This window comes from Pollutimonas bauzanensis (genome assembly GCF_900129885.1).
In the GTDB taxonomy this organism is placed as follows: Bacteria; Pseudomonadota; Gammaproteobacteria; order Burkholderiales; family Burkholderiaceae_B; genus Pollutimonas; species Pollutimonas bauzanensis.
Window position 1 is genome coordinate 119,876 of the sequence record NZ_FQXE01000001.1, and the last position, 13,414, is coordinate 133,289.

General features: G+C 64.6%; 13 protein-coding genes. 1 reads left to right on the plus strand and 12 read right to left on the minus strand.

Translation table 11 applies throughout. From position 1 onward, the window contains the following. Positions 1-45: 45 nt before the first annotated feature. Genes BUB23_RS00605 through BUB23_RS00650 form a run of 10 tightly spaced genes read right to left on the minus strand, consistent with a single transcriptional unit; the run spans position 46 to position 10,860 of the window. Complete coding sequence (locus tag BUB23_RS00605; protein WP_073100986.1) at positions 46-687, minus strand: 2-dehydro-3-deoxy-6-phosphogalactonate aldolase; 642 nt, start codon at positions 685-687, stop codon at positions 46-48. A 17-nt stretch (positions 688-704) separates the two neighbouring features. Beyond that, entirely contained in the window at positions 705-1,637 is a 933-nt protein-coding gene (locus tag BUB23_RS00610) for a 2-dehydro-3-deoxygalactonokinase (protein WP_073100988.1), read from the minus strand. 19 nt (positions 1,638-1,656) lie between these two features. Next, complete coding sequence (locus BUB23_RS00615; protein WP_073100990.1) at positions 1,657-3,135, minus strand: N-acyl-D-amino-acid deacylase family protein; 1,479 nt, start codon at positions 3,133-3,135, stop codon at positions 1,657-1,659. A 38-nt stretch (positions 3,136-3,173) separates the two neighbouring features. Next, positions 3,174-4,052 (minus strand): MurR/RpiR family transcriptional regulator, encoded by an 879-nt coding sequence (locus BUB23_RS00620; RefSeq protein WP_073100992.1) that lies wholly within the window; start codon positions 4,050-4,052, stop codon positions 3,174-3,176. Between the two features lie 14 nt (positions 4,053-4,066). Further along, positions 4,067-5,335 carry an amino acid deaminase gene (locus BUB23_RS00625; RefSeq protein WP_073100994.1) on the minus strand — a complete coding sequence of 423 codons (1,269 nt, stop codon included), beginning with the start codon at positions 5,333-5,335 and terminating at the stop codon, positions 4,067-4,069. 40 nt (positions 5,336-5,375) lie between these two features. Further along, on the minus strand, positions 5,376-6,341 hold the full coding sequence (locus tag BUB23_RS00630; RefSeq protein WP_073100996.1) for an ABC transporter ATP-binding protein: 966 nt from the start codon (positions 6,339-6,341) through the stop codon (positions 5,376-5,378). Further along, positions 6,338-7,378 (minus strand): ABC transporter ATP-binding protein, encoded by a 1,041-nt coding sequence (locus BUB23_RS00635; protein ID WP_073100997.1) that lies wholly within the window; start codon positions 7,376-7,378, stop codon positions 6,338-6,340. The genes BUB23_RS00630 and BUB23_RS00635 overlap by 4 nt, the downstream gene beginning before the upstream one ends. Next, on the minus strand, positions 7,375-8,241 hold the full coding sequence (locus tag BUB23_RS00640; RefSeq protein ID WP_143160832.1) for an ABC transporter permease: 867 nt from the start codon (positions 8,239-8,241) through the stop codon (positions 7,375-7,377). Before BUB23_RS00640 ends, BUB23_RS00635 begins: the two co-directional genes overlap by 4 nt. Positions 8,242-8,300: 59 nt before the next feature. After that, complete coding sequence (locus BUB23_RS00645; RefSeq protein ID WP_073100999.1) at positions 8,301-9,257, minus strand: ABC transporter permease; 957 nt, start codon at positions 9,255-9,257, stop codon at positions 8,301-8,303. Positions 9,258-9,270: 13 nt separating this feature from the next. Beyond that, positions 9,271-10,860 carry an ABC transporter substrate-binding protein gene (locus tag BUB23_RS00650; RefSeq protein ID WP_073101001.1) on the minus strand — a complete coding sequence of 530 codons (1,590 nt, stop codon included), beginning with the start codon at positions 10,858-10,860 and terminating at the stop codon, positions 9,271-9,273. Positions 10,861-10,974: 114 nt separating this feature from the next. Here BUB23_RS00650 and BUB23_RS00655 point away from each other — a divergent pair, with 114 nt between their 5' ends. After that, positions 10,975-11,373, plus strand: a complete 399-nt coding sequence (locus tag BUB23_RS00655; RefSeq protein ID WP_073101003.1) for a RidA family protein — start codon at positions 10,975-10,977, stop codon at positions 11,371-11,373. A gap of 79 nt (positions 11,374-11,452) precedes the next feature. Here the strand turns inward: BUB23_RS00655 and BUB23_RS00660 are convergent, their stop codons facing one another. Both BUB23_RS00660 and aroC read right to left on the minus strand, forming a co-directional pair. Continuing rightward, on the minus strand, positions 11,453-12,292 hold the full coding sequence (locus BUB23_RS00660) for a M48 family metallopeptidase (protein WP_073101005.1): 840 nt from the start codon (positions 12,290-12,292) through the stop codon (positions 11,453-11,455). A gap of 31 nt (positions 12,293-12,323) precedes the next feature. After that, positions 12,324-13,382, minus strand: coding sequence for a chorismate synthase (gene aroC / locus BUB23_RS00665; protein ID WP_073101007.1), 1,059 nt, complete (start codon positions 13,380-13,382; stop codon positions 12,324-12,326). Positions 13,383-13,414 lie beyond the last annotated feature (32 nt).

The following is a 13,414-nucleotide window of genomic DNA, read 5'->3' on the forward strand; positions in this document are numbered from 1 at the left end:
TGCGTATACTGGTATGGAAAGTGCCAGGATGGCTTTTCCACTCTTTCAGCCGCCAAGCAGCCCCGCGTCCTTGAGGCGCGTCACCGCAAGCCGGAAGGCCCGCGCGTTGGCGGCGACATCCATGCTCGCCATGCCCGCCTTGTATAACGCCGAGCCCAGGCCGAAACCGTTGGCGCCCGCGCGCAGATAGCCTTCCATATTGTCGGGAGTGATGCCGCCCACGGGCAGCAGCCTATGCCTGGACGGCACGACCGCCCGCCAGGCCTTGACGACCGCCGGGGCGATCTGTTCGGCGGGGTAAAGCTTCAGGGCATCGGCGCCATTGGCCAATGCAGCGAAGGCCTCGGTGGGAGTGGCCACGCCTGGCACGCACAGCAGCCCGGATTGCTTGGCCTGGCGCACCACGGCGGGGTCGCTGTGCGGCATCAGGATCAGTTGTCCGCCCGCCTGCGCCACCGCCCGCACATCGTCGGGCGACATGACGGTGCCCGCGCCCACGAGCTGGTCCGGAAACCTTTTGGCGAGCAGCTCGATGCTGGCCAGCGGCTGCGGCGAGTTCAGCGGCACTTCCAGGATCCCGAAGCCGGCATTGACGACCTCTTCGGCGATGGCAACGGCCTCTTGCGGCGTGACGCCGCGCAGGATGGCGATCAGGGGGAACTTGTCCAGAAAGGGTTCGATATGCATTGATTTTCCAATAGTGTTCAAGAGATCAGGGCGCGTTCGCGGGCAATCGCGAGCATGCCGCGAAAGCTGGCCTGCCGCACGCAGTCCGAGCTGCCGATGCCGAAGACCGACAGGGCCGCGTGGTAGCGCTGGAACAGGTCCGGGCTGCATACCAGGTGGACCTGCCGCGGCATCGAGCCGCCGAGCAAGGACAGCGCTTCGCGGATTTCCTCCCCGATCACCAGCCCCGATAGATAGTCGGATTGCAATTCCTCGGGCAAGGTCCCGAAAAGGCCTTGCGCGCGAACCGAGAACAGGCGATGCAGCAGCGTCCCGCCGGCGGCCGCGGCGCATGCCGCGAGAAAGCTGTCGCGCGCCGCGGACCAGGGCGTCGCGTCTTTGGCCGGCATGGTGCGCGACAGGATCGAGTGCTGGCGCAGCAAGGCGAAGACCTCGCCCGTCATGAAGGTATGAAAGCGCAATACCCGGCGGTTTTCCACCACCGCCCATTTGCTGTGGGTGCCGGGCAGCACGAATATGCCGTCATCCACGCCCAGCGCGTCCAGGGCGCCGAAAATCTGCACTTCTTCGCCGCGCATCACATCGGGCGCGCCATCCGCGTGCCGCGTGGCCAGTCCGGGAACGAAACCCAGCGACAGGCCCGCGTCATCCAGCCAGGCCAGGCCCGCGCCCAGCTCGGCGAAACCGGCCGGGCACGCCACATAGGGCGCTTCGCGCCAGCCCTGGCGGCTGCCTATCATGCCGGCCGCCAGCACCGCGGCCCGCGGGTAGTCCCGCAGCCAGCCACCGGCCAGGCTGTCGAACACGGCGCGAAAACCCCGGCCGGCGGCCGACATGATGCCGTCGGCCGTATCGGCCTCGCGCAGTACCTCGCCATGCGCGTCCATCAAGGCGCCCCGCAACGATGAAGTTCCCCAGTCCAGTGCGATCAAGTGCGTTGCGGCAGACATTTCAAGCGATATCCTTTATTCATAGCGGTTCAGATCCATGGCGGCCGACAAACCGGCCTGCCCGCGCGGGCAGGCCTTTTTCCCGGCCGGTAAAGCTCAGGCAGCCGTTGACCCACACCTGCTCGATACCGTCGCTGAACTGGACCGGATCGGCATAGGTGGCGCGGTCGCGCACCTTGTCCGGGTCGATGACGACGATATCGGCGAAAAAGCCCGGCTTCACATAGCCCCGCCCGCCCAGCCCCAGGCGGCTGGCCGACATGCCCGTCATTTTATGTATTGCCTGTTCCAGCGCAAGCGTGCCTTTCACCCGCCAGTACTGATCCAGGACGCGCGGGAAGGCGCCCCACAGGCGCGGATGCGGACGCTTGTCGTGGGGCAGGCCATCGGAGCCTATCATGGACAGGGGGTGGCAGACCACCCGGTCGACGTCATCCTGGCGCATCTGGAAATAGCAGGCTCCGCCCGGCTGCAGGCGCTGGCAGGCCTGGGCCTGGGAAACGCCCCACAAGGCGGCAATGTCCTTGAGATAGCGCCCCGCCATTTCGGGGTGCGCTTCGCTGCCGGTGATCAGGATGTCGATCACGCCATCGACCAGGTCTTCCCTGAGCACGGTGGAGCCCGCCGTGTAGGGATAGACATCCATGCTGATGGGTTGCTGCAAGGCGAGCTTTTCAATGAGCGGCAAGGTTTCGGCGGTGCGGCCCCAGTTCGCGGGGCCGGCGCACTTGTGATGCGACAGCACCAGGGGCGCGCCCGCCTGCCTGGCGGTCAGGGCGGCCTCTTCGATGGCCTCGACGATGCCACGCAGCTCGTCCCTGATATGCGTGGAATACACTCCGCCGTGCCGGGCAACGACTTTGACCAGGGACGTCAGTTCTTCCTGGTTGGCGGCGTAGGCCGGGCGATAGAACACGCCCGACGACATGCCGAGCGCGCCTTCGCGCATGGCCTCGTCCAGTATCCGGCTCATGGCCGCTATTTCCCCAGGCGCGGCCGGCGCCTCCAGATCCGGCATGACCTGCATGCGCAGGGTCGTGTGGCCGATCAGGGCGGCGACATTCACGCCGGGCCGCGCCTGGTCGACCGCCTGGCGATAAGCGCGCAGGCAATCGAAGCGGAATTGCTGCCTGCCCAGCAGCGACAGCGGCGCCGGCGGCTCGCCGGTCACCATGGGAACCAGCGAAATGCCGCAATTGCCGGCGACCACGGTGGTAATGCCTTGCGATAATTTCGGCAGCATGTCGGGATGATCCAGGACCACGGCGTCGTCATGGGTGTGCACATCGATGAAGCCGGGCGCGACGACCATGCCGGTGCAGTCATGGATGGCGGGCCGCCGGGCGCCCGGGGAATCCGCCAGGCCCGCCGGAGCGACGCCCGGCGGCTGCACCGCCAGGATCTTCTCGCCCTGGATCCAGACATCGGCCCGCAGCGCGTCGGCCAGGGAACCGTCGCATAGCCTGCCGTTGCTCAATACTGTTATCGCCTGACTCATCGCTTCAACCCCAAACACCTGTATCCCCGCGCTTAAACTTAAATATTCGTATGCAAGACACTGTCCACTCCATGCTGCTCGAGCACGTCCTTGAACAGCTTGAGCTTCTTGATGGTGCCCGGGCCCAGGTTCTGGGCGACGCGCACCGCCAGTATTTCGATGACCAGCAGGTGCGCCAGATAGGCTTCGGTGCTGACGCGCATGATCGCGTCCTGCGGCACCGACACGGCAATGGTCAAATGGGCCTGCTCGGCCAGCGGCGTGCCGGCTTGCGTCAAAGCGACCACGGTCGCCCCGCGGCTTTTGGCCACCTGCGCGGCCTCCAGGGCGAAAGGCATGCTGCCCACGTGGGAAATGACGAAGGCGATGCCGTTTTCATCCAGGGAGCTGGCCGAGATCAATTGCTGATGAGGATCGGAGAAGGCATTCGCGTTGATGCCCAGGCGGAACAGGCGCGTCTGCAATTCCTGGGACATGAACGCGGACGTGGAGCCGACCGAATAGGAATCCACGCGCGAGGCGTGGGCGATCTTCCGCGCCACGGTATCGAGCAGTTCGATGTCCAGCTGGCGCTCCAGCGCGGCCAGCGAGGATATCGCGCTCTGCACGATCTTGGCCGCCACCTCGGGCGCGGCGTCATTGAACGAGACGCTGCGATGGAGCTGGTGATTCGACACAGCCAGGTCCTGCGCCAGGGCCAGCATGAAATCGCGGAAGCCGTCGTAGCCGAAATTGCGGCAGGCGCGGATGACCGAAGGCATGGAGACGCCCGCCTCCCGGGCGATCTGCTCTATCGTGCTGTTCACGATCGCCGCCGGGTCCTTGAGCATGGCCCGCAACACGCGCTGCTGCGCCTTGGGAACGAGCTCCAGGGATTCCTGGAGCCGGCGCAACAAGCCGGCGGATGAAGAATTCATTGCCATCGAATATCCTAGAAACGGGTGCTTACGGCTGAAACCACGACGCCCGTTTCGGAAATAATGGGCAGCCATGTCCATTTGTCGAAGGTGGTGCATGGATGCGATATCCCCAGCACGACCCTGTCGCCCACTTCGGGCGGCGCGGCGCCGTCCGCAAAGCGCAAATAGGCATGCTGGTCGTTGAGCGCGGCGATGCGCCAGCCCGCGGGAGCCGCCTGCCGCTCCAAGCTGCCTTTGGGGGCATGGTGGGTGACCACCGGCAAAGACAGATCGTAGGACACATCGCGCTTGCCGCAAGTCAGGATGGCCAGGCCCGGCTCGGGCACGGACTGCACCATGGTCCAGACTTCCAGCGCGGGCAGCAGGCTGTCCTTCAGGCCCTGGCGCTGCTCGACATTGCGCAGCATTCTGGAATAGAAATCATGGTCCTGCGTAATATAGCAGCCCGAGCGCAGAATGCCCTCCACGGTTTTAGACAGCGCCAGCTTGAGCCCCGGCACCACCAGGTCGAACACCGCCGAGCCGCCCGCGCTGATGATGATCTGCCCGCCTTCGAAAAGCCCGCGCCTGTCGCATTCCCTGGCAATTTCCTCGACCCTGGCCATCAAGGCCCCGACCTCTTTGCTGTCGTGCTCGGTCTGGCAATGCGCCAGCCCTCCCTCGTAGCACTCCAGGCCGCCCAGGACCAGGCTGGCGCACCCATTGATGCGTTCGGCCAGCGCCAGCGCCTGGGCCGGAGTCCGGGCACCGGTCCTTTGGCCCTCTATGCCGATCTCAAGCAGGCAGTCGAAGCGCCGCGCGCTGGAGCGGCGCAGCGCCCAGGATTCAGTCAATTCCACCTGGGCGATGGAGTCGACCAGGAACCATATGCGCAACTGCGCATCCCGCGCGAGCATATGGGCCAAGGCGTCGAGGTCGGCGTCGCCCACCACCTGGTTGGCGATGATCACGCGCCTGGCGCCGGCTTCCAGCCCGGCGTTGACCTGGAAGACCGTGGCGAAGGTCAGGCCCCAGGCCCCCAGGGCCAACTGGCGGCGAAACAGCTGCGGCGACATGGTCGTCTTGCCATGCGGGGCGATGAAGATGCCACGCTCTTCGGTGAACGCCTGCATCCAGCGCAGATTATGTTCGAGTTCGGCCTGCCTGATCACCGCCATGGGATAAGGCAAATCATCCTTGAACAGATTCCAGCCATAGCGGCCGACATCCTCGGCCGGACAAGACCCCGCGGCCAGCGGAAACCCTTTGAACCCGGCATCCAGCAAATTCTTCGATCTCATATTCGTTCACTTCCCCGGCTGTCTTGCGCCATTGCTTTATTCAAAAATTCTTCCAGCATGCCTGCCAATGGCCTTCGCTGTGTTCGCGCAAGCCCATATCGGCGTGGGCGCAGCGCGCCTCGGCGAGCGGGCAGCGCGTCCTGAACACACAGCCCGAAGGCGGGTCGGCGGGGCTGGGCAGATCGCCTTGCAGCGGCCGCAGCGGCCGGGACACCAGAGGATCGGGAACAGGCGAAGCCGCCAGCAAGGCCTGGGTGTAGGGGTGCAATGCCTGCGCGTAGAGCTTCGCAGTGGGCGCGATTTCCACTATACGCCCCAGGTATAGCACCACTACCCGGTCGCATAGATATTCAACCACATCCAGGTCGTGCGAGATCAGCAGCATGGTCAGGCCCAGCCTGTCCTTGATATCGCCCAGCAAATTGATCACCTGGGCCTGGATCGAGACATCGAGCGCCGACAAGGGCTCGTCGGCGATGATAAACCGCGGCTCGACGGCCAGCGCCCGGGCGATCCCGATGCGCTGCCGCTGGCCGCCGGAAAACTCGTGCGCGTAGCGCTCGGCGTGCTCTTCGTTCAGGCCGACTTGGCGCAATAATTCGCGGACCCTGGCCTGGCGCGCCGCGCCGCGCGCCAGGCCGTGAGCATCGAGCGCCTCGCCCAGGATCTGGCGCACCCGCATGCGCGGATTCAGGCTCGCATAAGGGTCCTGGAAAATCACCTGGATTTCGGAACGCAGAGGAAGGTACTGGCGCTGGCTGAGGCGGGCCAGGTCCACCGCGGCCGGCGCGCCGTGATACCACATCTGGCCGGCGCTCGGGTCGGTAAGGCGGCTGAGCATGCGCCCTATGGTGGTCTTGCCCGAACCCGACTCCCCCACCAGCCCGACGGTCTCGCCCTGGAAAATCGAGAAGCTGACATTGCTGACGGCCTGGACCGGCGCCCGCGGCGAGCCGAAATTCTTGCACAGCCCGCGGATATCCATCATCAGTTGCGGCGCGCTCATGGCAGGACTCCGTGGGCCTTGAAACAGCGCACCTGCCCGCCGCCATCGGCCAGGCGGGACAGCCCCGGCGCCGACGCATCGCATTGCCCGTCGGCCAGGGGGCAGCGCGGGCTGAACGCGCATCCTGGCGGCATATTGAAAGGGCTTGAAACCTGCCCTTCTATGGCGGCCAGCCTCAACCTGCCATAGGCGTCCCGCACATTGGCCTTCTTCGCCATGGCGGGCAGACAGTTGAGCAACGCCCGGGTATAAGGGTGGGCCGGGCTGGCGAACACGCGCCTGACGTCGCCGGTCTCGACTATCCTGCCCGCATACATGACCGCGACATCGCTGGCGTACTGCGCCACGACGCCCAGGTTGTGGGTAATGAACAGCACGCTCATGCCGCTTTCCTTTTGCAGGCGCCCTATCAGCGCCAGGATCTGCGCCTGTATCGTCACGTCGAGCGCGGTGGTGGGTTCGTCGGCGATCAGCAGCGTGGGCGTACAGGCCATGGCCAGGGCTATCATCACGCGCTGCCTCATGCCGCCGGAAAGCTCATGCGGATAAGCTTGGACGCGGCGCGCCGCGTCGGGTATTTCCACCAAGTCCAGCATGCGCCGCGCATGAGCCATCGCCTGCTTGCGGTCGTGGCCCAAATGCAGGCGCGTCGCCTCGGCAATCTGTTCCCCGACGGTGAGCAGCGGGTTCAAGCTCGTCATGGGCTCCTGGAAGATCATGGCCATCTCGTTGCCGCGCAAGGAGCGCAACTGGCGCGCCGGCAAATCGAGCAGGCTTACGCGTTCGCCATTGCGCCGCAGGAACATGGCCTTGCCGTCGACGCGCGGATGCGATGTCCTGGCGTGCAGGCCCATCAGGCTGAGGCTGGTGACGGATTTTCCCGACCCCGACTCGCCCACCAGCGCCAGCGTCGAGCCCGCCGGTATCGAAAAGGACACATCGGAGACGCTTTGCACGCGCCCGCGATCGGTCAGGAAGGAGGTCGACAGGGATTGCACTGCTATCCGCGGGCCATTGTCAGGGTAAGAAACCGTCATACCGCTATCCTGAGCTTGGGATCCAGCGAGTCGCGTATGCCATCGCCCACGATTTGCAAAGACAGGGAGGTCATCACTATGGCCAGGCCCGGATAGATGATGGTCCAGAATGCCTGGTCGGAATAATTCAGGCTGCCCACTATCATCGTGCCCCAGGTGGGAATCGACGGCGGCACGCCCACGCCCAGGAAAGACAGGCCGGCTTCGGCCAGAATGGCGTAGGCGAAGATGAAAGTCAGCTGCACCAGGATGGGCGAGACCAGGCCCGGCAGGATATGCAGGTACAGGATCTTCCAGGTCGGCGTGCCGATGGCCCGGGCCGCGTCCACATAGAGCAGGTCGCGCAATACCAGTGTCGAGGCGCGCGCTACCCGGGCCACCCTGGGCGTATAGACGATGACCAGCGCGAGCACCACGTTCCACAAGGAAGGCCCCAGAATGGCCACCAGGGCGATGCCCAGCAGGATATCGGGAAAGGCCATCATGGCGTCCACCACGCGCATGATGGGCGCATCGGCCCAGCGGAAATAGCCCGCGGCGATGCCGAGCGCGGTGCCGATGACCACGGCGCCGATGGCCGTGACCGCGCCTATGGTCAGCGAATAGCGTCCCCCGTAGGCCATGCGCAGGAATACGTCGCGCCCCAATTGATCCGTCCCGGCCCAGTTCGACCACGACGGGGCCTTGAGGCGCTGCATGATGGACACGGCGCTGGGATCCACATTGGATATCCACGAAACGCTTGCGGCGGCCACGATGACCGCCAGCAATATCAGCGTCGCGAGCAGCACCACCCGGCGGGCGAAATAGCGCCCCGCCAGGTATTTGAATCGGCTTGGGGATGGCGCGGCGGAAACACTCATGGAAATAGATGGCATCCTGGACAGGCAACAATAGAAACGCAATGAAAGGCGGCGCGGGCTTACTTGTGCAAGCGGATGCGCGGATCGATGACGGTATAGAGAAAGTCGATGAAAAAATTGATCAGCACATAAATGAAGGCCACCACCAGCAGCGCGCCCTGGATGACGGGATAGTCCCGGCGCAGCACCGCGCGCACCACCAGCCCGCCCACTCCCGGCAAATTGAAAACGGTCTCGGTCACCACCGTTCCGCCTATCATGAGCGCGGTGGTCAAGCCTATGACAGTCACAATGGGAATCAGGGCGTTCTTCATCACATGCCTGACCATGATGGCGGTTTCCGGCAGCCCCTTGGCCCTGGCGGTGCGCACATAGTCTTCGCCCAGGGTGTCGAGCATGGAGGCCCGCGTGAAGCGGATGATCAGGGCCGAGTTCAATACTCCGAGGACTATCGAAGGCAATGCCAGGTGGTACATGCGCTGCGCCAGGCCGGCGTCTGGCGGCCCGTATCCCGACGCGGGAAACCAGCCCATTTGCACGGCGAAGACGCGTATCAGGATCAGGCCCATCCAGAAACTGGGCACGCTGGCCGCCAGCATGGCCACGGCGCTGACCAGCTGGTCCGTCCGGGAGCCGCGCCAGACGGCCGCCAATGCGCCGCAGGGAACGCCTATCAGAGTCGCGATCGCGACCGAGAAAAAAGCCAGCAGCAGGGTCGGCTCGGCACGGCTCAGCAATACCTCGGCGACGGGCTGCTGCAGAAATATGGAAGTGCCCAGATTGCCATGCAGCACCTGCCTCAGCCAGATGAAAAACTGCGCCGGCAAGGGCTGATCGAGCCCGTACAGCGCCCTGACCTGGGCGATGTCGCTGGCCGTCGCCTGGTCGCCCAGGAGCACGGCTATCGGATCGCCCGAAGCCAGGTGCACCAGCGAAAAGACCAGCACGGCAACGATCAGCATCACCATGCAGGCGCCCAGCAGGCGCACCGACAGTATCTTTATAGCGGTCAGCATCGGGGCCCTTCGCTCAGCTCAGCGTGGTGTTCCAGAAGAAAGGCCAGGCGCCCGGCACGAAATTCCGCAGCTTGCTCGAGCGCGCGGACAGGCTGTTGAACTTGCCCAGCTCGATGAAGGGGACCTGGTCGTAAACCACCTCCTGCACGGCGCTCCACAGCGGCCCCCTCCTGGCCAGGTCCACTTCCTCGTTGAAGGCCTTCAGGCTGGCGGCCTTCTCGGGCGTGTCCCACCAGCCCGGCGCGTCGGACCCCAATTGCGGCGGCGAAAGCATGGGCTCCGGAAACAAGCCGGAATGAGTGATATAGATGTCCCACAGCTTGGCATCATTGCGCCGTTGCAGCAGCGTGGCCCAGTCGACCACTTGCAGGTCGGCGGCAAGGCCCGCCCGCTTGAACTGCTCGACCATCACCATTCCGATGTTGTAGTGGAATTCGTACTGGCGGCTGGTCAGGATGCGGATGGGCTTGCCGTCGTAGCCGGCCTGCCTGGCCAGTTCGGCGGCCTTCTTGGGGTCGTTGTTGTTGTAATGCGCGGCGCCCGCGGCCGAATAGTATGGCGTGCCCTTGGGAAAGAAATTGGGCTCGACGATAAAGAAGCGCGGGTCGCCGAACGCGGCGGCCATCAGTTCCTCGGCGCTGATGGCCGTCTGGACGGCCTGGCGCATGGCCTGCTTTTGCAGCGCGCCCTCCCTGGTATTGAGCACCAGATAAGGGAAGCCGAAATTCTGCGTGATGATGGGGACGATCTCGTCGCCGCCGCGCTCGAGCTGGCCCACGGATTCGACAGGCAGCAGGTCGGCATAGGCGAATTGACCCGACAGGGCGCCCGCCACCCGCGTATTCGAATCGGGCACCGGCACGAATCTGAGTTCTTTGATGGCGGCGGTGCGCCGGCCGCTGTAGCCGCTGGGCTTTTCCGTACGCGCCGAATAGGCCTCGAAGCGTTCCAGTATGGTGTATTGGTCGGGACGGCGTTCTTTCAGCTTGTAAGGGCCGGTGCCTATGAACTGGGTCAGCGGAGTGGCGATCGTATCCTTGGCGAAAATGGCCGCCATGCTGGACGGAAATGCCAGCTGCGCCAGCAAAGGCGCATAGCGGTTGGCCAGGTGTATGGCTATTTTGGCGGGCGAGATGATCTTGATCGCGCTTATCTGCTGGGCGACCGCTTTGCCGCGCGGCGAGATTCTGGTCCAGCGCTCGAGCGAGGCGACGACGTCGTCGGCGCCCATCGTCTTGCCGTTATGGAACTGGACGCCCTCGCGCAAGGCAATTTCAAACACCTTGCCGTCTTGCGAGATCACCGGCATCGCGGCGGCCAGCATGGGAACCACATTCCACTGGTCGTCAAAGGTATATAAAGGCTCGTAGACATGCTGCATGATGGTGCCCACCAGGTCCGCCGTGGTCATCATCGGGTCCAGGGTCTGCAGATCGCCTATCATCGCCAGGCTGGCCGACTGGCCGCCGCCCGCCGCAAAGGCTTTGTTTCCGGCCACGGAGACCGCGCCCAGGCCCAGGGCGCCGAGTATTAGAAGCTTGCGCCGGGCGGGGTCGTGCCGCCCGGACAGGGATAAGCTGAAACTACAGGAGGAAGATTGCATGGCGGCACCATTTAGTAATAAAATTACAAATATGATGCTATCAAGCCAAAATATCCCGGTCAATCCGCTTTTATAGGGGTTTTCCTGTAATTTTTTTACAAAATAGGAAAAACAATGCCTACTGTCGAATTATTGGGGCTGGCGCCCGCGGCTTCGGACCGCCTGGCCCGCCCGCTCTCTCCGGCCGTGCGCGCCGGCGACTTCGTCTTTGTGTCGGGCCAGGTCCCGACCGACGCCCAGGGCCAGGTCGTGCCGGGCGGCATCGAGGCGCAGACCCGCCAGGTCTTCGAGCACTTGAAAAAGGCGCTCGCGCTGGCCGGCTGCACCGTGGATGACATCTGCAAGGTCAATGTCTGGCTCGAGGACGCGCGCGATTTCGGCAGCTTCAACCGCGTATACATGGAGTGCCTGGGCGGGCACCGGCCCGCCCGCTCGACCACCGAGGCCCGCCTGATGATAGACGCCAAGGTCGAAATCGACGTCACCGCGTACAAGCCAAAGACGGCGGGCTGAAGCGCCGCGCTCGAGCCGGCCTGCGCGCCAGCCGCCTGACCAGCGGGCGGCCGCGGCGCGTGTTTACCGCCTGCGCCGCTTACTGTTTGCCCGCGGCCTGCTCGTACAAAGGCAGCACCTTGTTGGCGGCCGCGGTCAGGTCGGCGCTGCGGCTGGCGGCAGAGGGATGGGTGGACAGGAATTCCGGCTGCGCATTGCCGGCGCTGAGCGCCCCCATTTTTTGCCAGAGGGTGACCGCCGCGCGCGGGTCATAGCCGGCGCGCGCCGCCAGTTCCACCCCGATCCGGTCGGCTTCGGCTTCGTGAGTGCGGCTATTGGGCAGCGTGAACATCACGTCGCTCAAGGCGCTGCCCAAGTCGGCCGTCGGGCCCGCGCCGGTGATCGCCGACAGCACCGACAAGCCGAGGTTGGTCGCCATTTGCTGCGATACCTGTTCGCGCGAGTGTTCCCGCAAGGCATGGGCCATTTCGTGGCCGATAACGGCGGCCAGTTCGGCATCGGTGGGCTTGATCTGCTTGATCAGTCCTGTGTAGACGGCGATTTTCCCGCCAGGCATGCACCACGCATTGACCTCGTCGGAAGTCAATACATGCGTCTCCCATTTCCAGTTGCTGGCCTCGGGGCGGAATATCCCGACTTGCTGTATCAGTTTCTGGGTGATCGCCTTGACGCGCTGGGTCTGGGCCGCGTCGCTATCGAGGGCGCCCTGCGCTTTGGCCTGCCCCACCAGCGTGGCGTACTGCTGCGCCGCTTCCTGCTCGAGGGCGGCTTCGGACACCATGCCGGACATATACTGCTTGCGATCGACGCCCACTTCGCCCGAACCGGTGGTCTGGACCGCGGCGCAGCCCGCCAGGATCGTGATGGCGCAAGCCAGGCCGAGGTTGGCGATACGACGGGATATAGCGGTTTTCTTCATGGGGATGTTCCTCGATGTTGATGCGGGATGGTCAGCCGCACTGGGCGCGATGGCGCAAGGCGTGATCCATCAGGACTATGGCCAGCAAAGCTTCGACGATGGGCGTGGCGCGTATGCCCACGCAGGGGTCGTGGCGCCCCAGGGTCTGCACCTGCACGGGCTCGCCCGCCCGGTTGATGGACTGGCGCTCTATCCGTATGCTGGACGTGGGCTTGACGGCCACCGAAACCGTAATCGCCTGCCCCGACGAAATACCGCCCAGCACGCCGCCGGCGTGGTTGCTCAGGAAACCGCCAGGGGTGATTTCATCGCCGTGCTCCGAGCCGCGCTGGGTCACGCAGCCAAAGCCGGCGCCTATCGATACGCCCTTGACCGCATTCAGGCCCATCATGGCGTGCGCGATATCGGCATCCAGGCGGTCGTACAGCGGCTCGCCCCAGCCCGCGGGGGGATGCTCCGCGACGACCTCGATGCGCGCGCCGATGGAATCCCCGTCGCGGCGCAACTGATCCATGTAGGCTTCGAGCTCGGGCACGATTTGCGCATTGGGGGCGTAGAAAGGGTTGTTCCCCACCTCGTCCCAGGACTCGAAGGGAATGGCGATAGGCCCCAGCTGGCTCATGTAGCCGCGTATCTTTATGCCGTGGGTCTGCTCCAGCCATTTCTTGGCGATCGCGCCGCCGGCCACCGTGGGCGCGGTCAGGCGGGCCGACGAGCGCCCGCCCCCGCGCGGATCGCGTTCGCCGAACTTGCGGCTATAGGTGTAGTCGGCATGGCCGGGACGAAACGTGTCGGCGATATTGCTGTAGTCCTTGCTGCGCGCATCGGTATTGCGGATCAGCAGCCCGATGGGCGTGCCGGTGGTCAGCCCCTGGTAGACGCCGGAAAGGATTTCGACCTGGTCGGCTTCCTGGCGCTGCGTGACATGGCGCGAGGTGCCGGGGCGGCGGCGATCCAGCTCCAGCTGGATATCGGCCGCGTCCAGGGCCAGGCCCGGCGGACAGCCATCGACCACGGCGCCTATGGCCGGGCCATGCGATTCGCCGAAATTGGTGACGCAGAAAAGTTTACCTAGTGTGTTGCCGGACATAGTCGATCTTTCATGATTGAGGCCCAAGGATA

Excerpts from the sequence above, each read along its gene's own strand:
- BUB23_RS00605 (WP_073100986.1), bottom strand. The coding sequence starts at position 687 with ATGCATATCGAACCCTTTCTGGACAAGTTCCCCCTGATCGCCATCCTG.
- BUB23_RS00610 (WP_073100988.1), bottom strand. The coding sequence starts at position 1,637 with ATGTCTGCCGCAACGCACTTGATCGCACTGGACTGGGGAACTTCATCG.
- BUB23_RS00615 (WP_073100990.1), bottom strand. The coding sequence starts at position 3,135 with ATGAGTCAGGCGATAACAGTATTGAGCAACGGCAGGCTATGCGACGGT.
- BUB23_RS00620 (WP_073100992.1), bottom strand. The coding sequence starts at position 4,052 with ATGAATTCTTCATCCGCCGGCTTGTTGCGCCGGCTCCAGGAATCCCTG.
- BUB23_RS00625 (WP_073100994.1), bottom strand. The coding sequence starts at position 5,335 with ATGAGATCGAAGAATTTGCTGGATGCCGGGTTCAAAGGGTTTCCGCTG.
- BUB23_RS00630 (WP_073100996.1), bottom strand. The coding sequence starts at position 6,341 with ATGAGCGCGCCGCAACTGATGATGGATATCCGCGGGCTGTGCAAGAAT.
- BUB23_RS00635 (WP_073100997.1), bottom strand. The coding sequence starts at position 7,378 with ATGACGGTTTCTTACCCTGACAATGGCCCGCGGATAGCAGTGCAATCC.
- BUB23_RS00640 (WP_143160832.1), bottom strand. The coding sequence starts at position 8,241 with ATGAGTGTTTCCGCCGCGCCATCCCCAAGCCGATTCAAATACCTGGCG.
- BUB23_RS00645 (WP_073100999.1), bottom strand. The coding sequence starts at position 9,257 with ATGCTGACCGCTATAAAGATACTGTCGGTGCGCCTGCTGGGCGCCTGC.
- BUB23_RS00650 (WP_073101001.1), bottom strand. The coding sequence starts at position 10,860 with ATGCAATCTTCCTCCTGTAGTTTCAGCTTATCCCTGTCCGGGCGGCAC.
- BUB23_RS00655 (WP_073101003.1), top strand. The coding sequence starts at position 10,975 with ATGCCTACTGTCGAATTATTGGGGCTGGCGCCCGCGGCTTCGGACCGC.
- BUB23_RS00660 (WP_073101005.1), bottom strand. The coding sequence starts at position 12,292 with ATGAAGAAAACCGCTATATCCCGTCGTATCGCCAACCTCGGCCTGGCT.
- aroC (WP_073101007.1), bottom strand. The coding sequence starts at position 13,382 with ATGTCCGGCAACACACTAGGTAAACTTTTCTGCGTCACCAATTTCGGC.